The 5964-nt window shown below is 70.3% G+C and carries 4 protein-coding genes and 2 pseudogenes; 5 read left to right on the top strand and 1 reads right to left on the bottom strand.

Going from position 1 to position 5964, the window contains the following annotated elements; genetic code table 11:
• Positions 1-226 (top strand): annotated as a pseudogene (locus tag ASG72_RS16570) (hypothetical protein); the annotation flags it as partial.
• 9 nt (positions 227-235) lie between these two features.
• On the opposite strand, the gene ASG72_RS16565 reads toward ASG72_RS16570, so the two are convergent.
• Entirely contained in the window at positions 236-523 is a 288-nt protein-coding gene (locus ASG72_RS16565) for a hypothetical protein (protein WP_156396007.1), read from the bottom strand.
• A gap of 203 nt (positions 524-726) precedes the next feature.
• On the opposite strand from ASG72_RS16565, the gene ASG72_RS20430 reads away from it, so the two are divergent.
• From ASG72_RS20430 to ASG72_RS16545, 4 genes and pseudogenes are all read left to right on the top strand, one after another.
• Positions 727-2913: a methyl-accepting chemotaxis protein gene (locus ASG72_RS20430; RefSeq protein WP_162246260.1), complete on the top strand. Its 2187-nt coding sequence runs from the start codon at positions 727-729 to the stop codon at positions 2911-2913.
• Positions 2914-3162: 249 nt separating this feature from the next.
• The gene (locus tag ASG72_RS16555) at positions 3163-4851 is read left to right on the top strand and encodes a glycosyltransferase family 39 protein (protein ID WP_056714276.1); all 1689 of its coding nucleotides are present in this window, start codon (positions 3163-3165) and stop codon (positions 4849-4851) included.
• 73 nt (positions 4852-4924) lie between these two features.
• Positions 4925-5695 (top strand): glycosyltransferase family 2 protein, encoded by a 771-nt coding sequence (locus ASG72_RS16550; RefSeq protein ID WP_056714274.1) that lies wholly within the window; start codon positions 4925-4927, stop codon positions 5693-5695.
• A pseudogene (locus tag ASG72_RS16545) lies at positions 5692-5964 on the top strand (lipid-A-disaccharide synthase N-terminal domain-containing protein); the annotation flags it as partial. The gene ASG72_RS16550 and the pseudogene ASG72_RS16545, both read left to right, overlap by 4 nt.

Here is a 5964-nt window from a genome sequence, read left to right as displayed (position 1 = left end):
CGCGCTGGCGCTGATCCTGCCTTGCCTCGCCATGCATGTCACCGACGAGGTACGCTGGACCCCGGCCGATTTCGGTTTCGCGGCGAGCCTGCTCGGCCTCGCGGCCTTCGGCTTCGAGGTCGCGGTCGCTGGCGTCAGCAGCAGGCGGCAGAGGCTTCTGGTCGGCGCCATGGTCGCCACGCTCACGGCGGCCGTCTGGCTGCAGGGTGCGGTCGGCCTGCTCTGAGCGGCGCCTTCAGGGCTCGCGGCCCCAATCGCGCAGGCGCCGTATCGCCAGCCGCCAATCCGCCGGGCGGCTGCGCCAGAGCTGCACCGCCACGCCCAGCGCGAAACCCAGCACGAAGCCGGGCAGCGCCGCCGCCAGCGGTGCCGTGACCAGGCCCATCGCGCAGCCGCCGGAATCACCCGGACCGCATTTCGGGTCCAGCAGCATCGCCGCCAGCACCAGCAGGATGGCCGCGAGCGGGGCGAGCAGCAGGCCGCCCAGACCCCATCCGATCGCGCGCCACAAGGCAGCAGACATGGCTCGTCCTCCCGGTGCCGTGCCCTGTGTCGCATGCCGGCCGCGCCGCGGCGAGTGGCGCGGCGGTCCACGCCACGATCGGAGCGGCCCAAATCCGACAGCGCTTCAGCACGACGCAGCCGACATAACGTAGCGTTAATCACATTTCGTACAGAATGACCCTACGTCATTCCGGGGAGATTCTGATGCTGCGGGTTGGAAGATTGAGCGCGAAAGCGGTGGCTCTTGTGGCGACGGCCTGTGTCGCCACGGGTCTCTGCATGATGGTGGTGGCCCATCTCGCCCTGACCTCGCATGCGGAGGAGGATTTCCTGGTCGATGTCGCCAGCGCCGGCCGCCGCGCCGAGGATCAGCTGTTGAAACTCGGCAGCCGCATGGCCAGCTATGCCGCGATCTACGCCTCCCATCCGGAGGTGGTGGCGACGGTCGCCGGTGGCGACCGGGCGCAGATGCAGGAGGTCGCGACCCGTCTCTACAAGCAGACGCTGGCGCGCGACGCGATCGTCTCGACCTTCGAACTCACCGATCGCCGCGGCACCGTGGTGATGCGCGGCCACAAGCCCGAGAGCTTCGGCGACAGCAAGGCCGCCGAGCCGCTGGTCAGCCGGGCGCTGGAGGGGCATGCGGCGCAGGGGCTGACGGTCTCGGCGACCTCCGGCGAGGTCTCGACCGATGCCGTGCAGCCGATCCTGTCGCGGGGCGAGCGCGTCGGGACGCTGAAGATCGGCTCCCGCTTCCGCGCCGAGACGGCGGCCGACGTCAAGCACGTCACCGGTTCGGAGGTGGTCTTCGCCTTCGCCGGCAAGGTCAATGCCTCGACTCTGCCGGCCCTGAAGACGCTGCCCGCCGCGGTGACCAGGCCTTCGGCGGTCCCCGAACCCATGACGATCGAGGTGGCGGGCGTGCCCTATCAGATGGCGATGCAGCATATCCCGGTGATCGGGGCGGAGCCGCTGACGGTGCTGACCCTGGTCGATCGCCGGCCGGAACTGGAGCGGCTGGGCAGTTTCGAGCTGTCCCTGCTCGGCAAGACGCTGCTGGTGATCATGCTGATCATTCCCTGCGTCGTCCTGATCGTGCGGCGCGGCGTCCGGACCATCGAGGACCTGACCGGCGCGATGCGCGGGCTGGCGCAGGGCCAGCTCGACGGCGCGATCCCGCACCGGGACAGGCGCGACGAGATCGGCGCGATGGCCAATGCGGTCGCGGTCTTCCAGGAGAATGCGGTGCGGATGCGCACGCTCGAGGCGCAGGATCGGCTGTCGGGCGAGGAGCGGGCGGCGCGGGCCGACGCGATGGTCGCCGTGGTGGCGGAGGTCGGCCGGGTGGTGTCGCTGGCGGCGCGGGGCGATTTCAGCGGGCGCATTCCGGAAAGCGGCGTGATGGCCGAGCTGGAGCAGCTGGTCGGCGGGATGAACGAGATCAACCGCGTCGTCGACGTCGCGACCAGCGAATTCGCCGCGGTGCTGGAGGGCGTCGCGCAGGGCGATCTGACGCGGACCGTTTCCGGCGATTATCGCGGGCGGCTCGGTGAATTGAAGCAGGCGATCAACGGGACGATCGAGCGGCTGGGCGATACGGTCTCGACGATCCAGGCGACGGCGACCCAGATCGGCCTGTCCTCGCGCGAGATCGAGATGGGGGCGAGCGATCTGTCGCTGCGGACCGAGCAGCAGGCGGCCTCGCTGGAGGAGACCGCGGCCACGACCGAGGAGCTCGCGGCCTCGGTCAAGCACGGGGCCATGTCCTCGGCCCGCAGCGCCGAGCTCGCGCGCCAGGCGAAGACGACGGCGGAGGAGGGCGGTGCCATCGTCGGCGAGGCCGTCTCCGCCATGGCGCGGATCGAGCAATCCAGCGGGCGGATCTCCGAGATCACCAGCGTGATCGACGAGATCGCGTTCCAGACCAATCTGCTGGCGCTGAACGCCGCGGTCGAGGCGGCGCGGGCAGGGGATGCCGGCAAGGGCTTCGCGGTGGTGGCCTCGGAGGTGCGCACCCTGGCCCAGCGCTCCGGCGAGGCGGCGCGCGACATCAAGAACCTGATCCATGCCTCGGGCCAGGAAGTGGCGCAAGGGGTCGAGCTGGTGCAGTCGGCGGGAGCGGTGCTGCAGAAGATCGTCGCCGCCGCCACGGGTCTGTCCGGCAATATCGACAGCATCGCGACCGCGTCGGGCGAACAGGCCAGCGGCATCGAGGAGATGGCGCAGACGGTGGCGCATCTGGACGAGATGACGCAGCAGAACGCCGCACTGTCGGAGCAGAGCGCCGCCTCGGCCGGGACGCTCTCGCAGCAGATCCAGCGCCTGAACCAGGTTGTGGCGAGCTTCAGGACCCGCACCGGCGGCACGCCGCAGCGCGCTGCGACGCCCGCCATGGCCCGCGCGGCCTGAGCCCGAGCCGCCGCACCCGCCGCTGGAGCGGAGTGCGGCTTGCGATGGAAGGCGCGTCGGCGTAAACCCGCGCCGGCGGGGCCACCCGATGCGTCGCCCCGCCATGGCCTCGCCGGATCACGGCTCATGCCGAGCCGGTGCGGCGAGCCGGCGCCGGTCATCCGGACGGCCCCCGCCCGCCGCAGCCGCGGCGGCTTTGCCATGGCGGGCCTGTCACATCAGCGCCTTCGGCGGTTGCGAGGATAGAGAATGGTTTCGCTTACCCCCGCGATCGAACGGCTGGTCAGGGCCGGCACGGCCAGCCATTTGCGGGCAGCGATCCTCCTGACGGTGCTGGCGCTCTTCGCCTTCCTGCCCGGCTTCTCGACCCTGCAGCCGATGGACCGCGACGAGCCGCGCTTCGCCCAGGCGACGAAGCAGATGCTGGAGACCGGGGATTTCGTCGACATCCGTTTCCAGAGCGAGGCGCGCCACAAGAAGCCCGTGGGCATCTACTGGCTGCAGAGCGCCAGCGTGGCCGCCGGGGAGGCGCTCGGCGTGCCGGCGGCGCGCACGCAGATCTGGCTCTACCGCCTGCCGTCGCTGCTCGGCGCCATCGCCACGGTGCTGCTGACCTATTGGGCGCTGCTGGCCTTCCTGGCGCGGCGCTATGCGCTGCTCGGCGGGGCGCTGATGGCGGCGGCGGTGCTGCTCGGGGTGGAGGCGCGCATCGCCAAGACCGACGCGCTGCTGGCGGCCTGCGCCGTGGCCAGCATGGGCGCGCTGGCCCGCGTCTGGCTCGACTGGACGCGCTCGCTGCCCTTCGTGCCGAGCCGCTGGAACTGGCTGGTGTTCTGGGGCGCCACCGCGCTCGGCCTGCTGGTCAAGGGGCCGATCGTGCCGATGGTCTGGGGGCTCGCCGCGCTGGCGTTGAGCCTGTCCGCCCGCAGCCTCCGCTGGCTCAAGCCGCTGCGCTTCGGCCCGGGCCTGCTGCTCTGCCTGCTGGTGGTGCTGCCCTGGTTTCTCGCCATCGCCTGGAAGACCGGCGGCAGCTTCTTCGCCGAAAGCATCGGCAACGACATGCTGGGCAAGGTGGCGGAAGGCCAGGAGAAGCATTGGGGCCCACCCGGCCTCTACCTCCTGCTGTTCTTCGGCACCTATTGGCCGGCGGCGGCCTTCGCGGCCATGGCCATTCCCTTCGCCTGGGCGCGGCGGCGCGAGCCGCAGGTGCTGTTCCTGCTGGCCTGGATCGTCCCCAGCTGGATCGTGTTCGAGGCGGTGCCGACCAAGCTGCCGCATTACGTCCTGCCACTCTATCCCGCGATCACCGGCCTGCTGCTGCTCGCGGTGATCAATGACGGCATCGACCGCAGCCGCCGCGGTGCGATGGCGACCGCCTCCCTGGTCCTGCTGGTGCCGCTCGCGCTGGTCGGCGTCATTCTCTATGGCAATTGGACGCTGGACCGGACCCTGCCTTATCTCGCTCTGCCCCTGCTGGCGCTGGCGCTGCTCGTCGCCTGGCGCGTCCTGGCTGCGTTCGGCCGCGGCGCATGGGAGGGCGTGCTCTGGCGCGGCGTCCTGGCCAGCCTGCTGCTCGGCGCCGCGGTCTATGGCTTCGCGCTGGACAGTCTGCGCTCGCTGAAACTCTCCCCGCGCCTGGCGGAAGCGGTGTCCCTGGCCGGCTGCCCGGCGCCGAAGGTGGTGACGCTGGGCTATCGCGAGCCGAGCCTGGTGTTCCTCACCGGCACCGATCTCGCCATGGTGGCGGACGGGGCGGGGGCCGCCGCCTTCCTCACCCAGCCGGGCTGCCGCGTCGCCTTCGTCGAGCAGCGCTTCGCCGCCTCGTTCCAGGCCGCCATCGCCCCGCTGCCGACGCCGCCGCGGCTGGTGACGACATTGCGCGGCTTCAATCTGAATGGCGGCCGCAGGCTTGAGATCGCCGTCTATGTCAGGCAGTGACGCCTGCTGAATTCCGCTTGCCCAGCCGTGCAGCTTGACGCAGGTTGCGCCCGCCTTTCCGGAAACCATTGTTTTGACAGAGAATGCCCCCTTACCGACGCTGAGCGTCGTCGTCCCCGTCCGCAACGAGGTCGGCAATGTCGGCCCGCTGATCGCCGATATCGAAGCCGCCTGCGCGACGCTGGGCCCCTTCGAGCTGATCTATGTGAATGACGGGTCCAGCGACGGCACCGGTGCGGCGCTGGCCGCGCTGGCGCAGAGCCGGCCCTGGCTCACCATCATCACCCATGCCCAATCCTGCGGCCAGAGCGCCGCGGTTCGCAGCGGCGTGCGGCAGGCCCGGGCCGAGATCGTCGCGACGCTGGATGGCGACGGGCAGAACGACCCCGCCTTCCTGCCCCAGATGCTGGAGACGCTGCGCCGCGGCGGGCCGCGCGCCGGGCTGGTGCAGGGCGAGCGCGTCGGGCGCCGGGCGACCGGGTTCAAGAAGCTGCAATCGCGCGTCGCCAACGGGGTGCGCAGCCGCATCCTCGGCGACCGCACGCGGGATACCGGCTGCGGACTGAAGCTGTTCCGGCGCGAGGCCTATCTCGCCTTGCCCTATTTCGACGCGCTGCACCGCTTCATGCCGGCGCTGATCGTGCGCGAGGGCTATGAGGTGCTGCACCAGGAGGTGCGGGATCGCGACCGGCTGAGCGGCGTGTCGAATTACGGCTTCTTCGACCGGCTCTGGGTCGGCATCCTGGACCTTGCGGGGGTGTGGTGGCTGATCCGCCGACGCCGTCGCGTGCCGCAGATCCTCGGCGCGGCCGAGGCCGACAGCATGCGAGACAAGGCGTCATGATCATCTCGATCGGCCAGGCCATCTCCGAATATGTCTATGACGTCTTCGTGCTGAAATTCGACTTCTGGCTGCTGTTCGGCATCGTCGCGCAGCTGCTCTTCACCGCCCGTTTCCTGGTGCAATGGCTCGCCAGCGAGAAGCAGGGCCAGTCGGTGATGCCGCTGGCCTTCTGGTATTTCTCGATGGCGGGCGGGCTGATGACGCTGATCTACGGCATCGTACGACGCGAGCCGATCATCATCATGGGCCAGGTGCTGGCGGTGTTCATC

It is taken from the genome of Allobosea sp. Leaf344 (assembly GCF_001426225.1).
Classification (GTDB): domain Bacteria; phylum Pseudomonadota; class Alphaproteobacteria; order Rhizobiales; family Beijerinckiaceae; genus Allobosea.
Note: the sequence above shows the minus strand (reverse complement) of the source record. Positions and strands in the feature narration are given on the sequence as shown.

Excerpts from the sequence above, each read along its gene's own strand:
- ASG72_RS16565 (WP_156396007.1), bottom strand. The coding sequence starts at position 523 with ATGTCTGCTGCCTTGTGGCGCGCGATCGGATGGGGTCTGGGCGGCCTG.
- ASG72_RS16555 (WP_056714276.1), top strand. The coding sequence starts at position 3,163 with ATGGTTTCGCTTACCCCCGCGATCGAACGGCTGGTCAGGGCCGGCACG.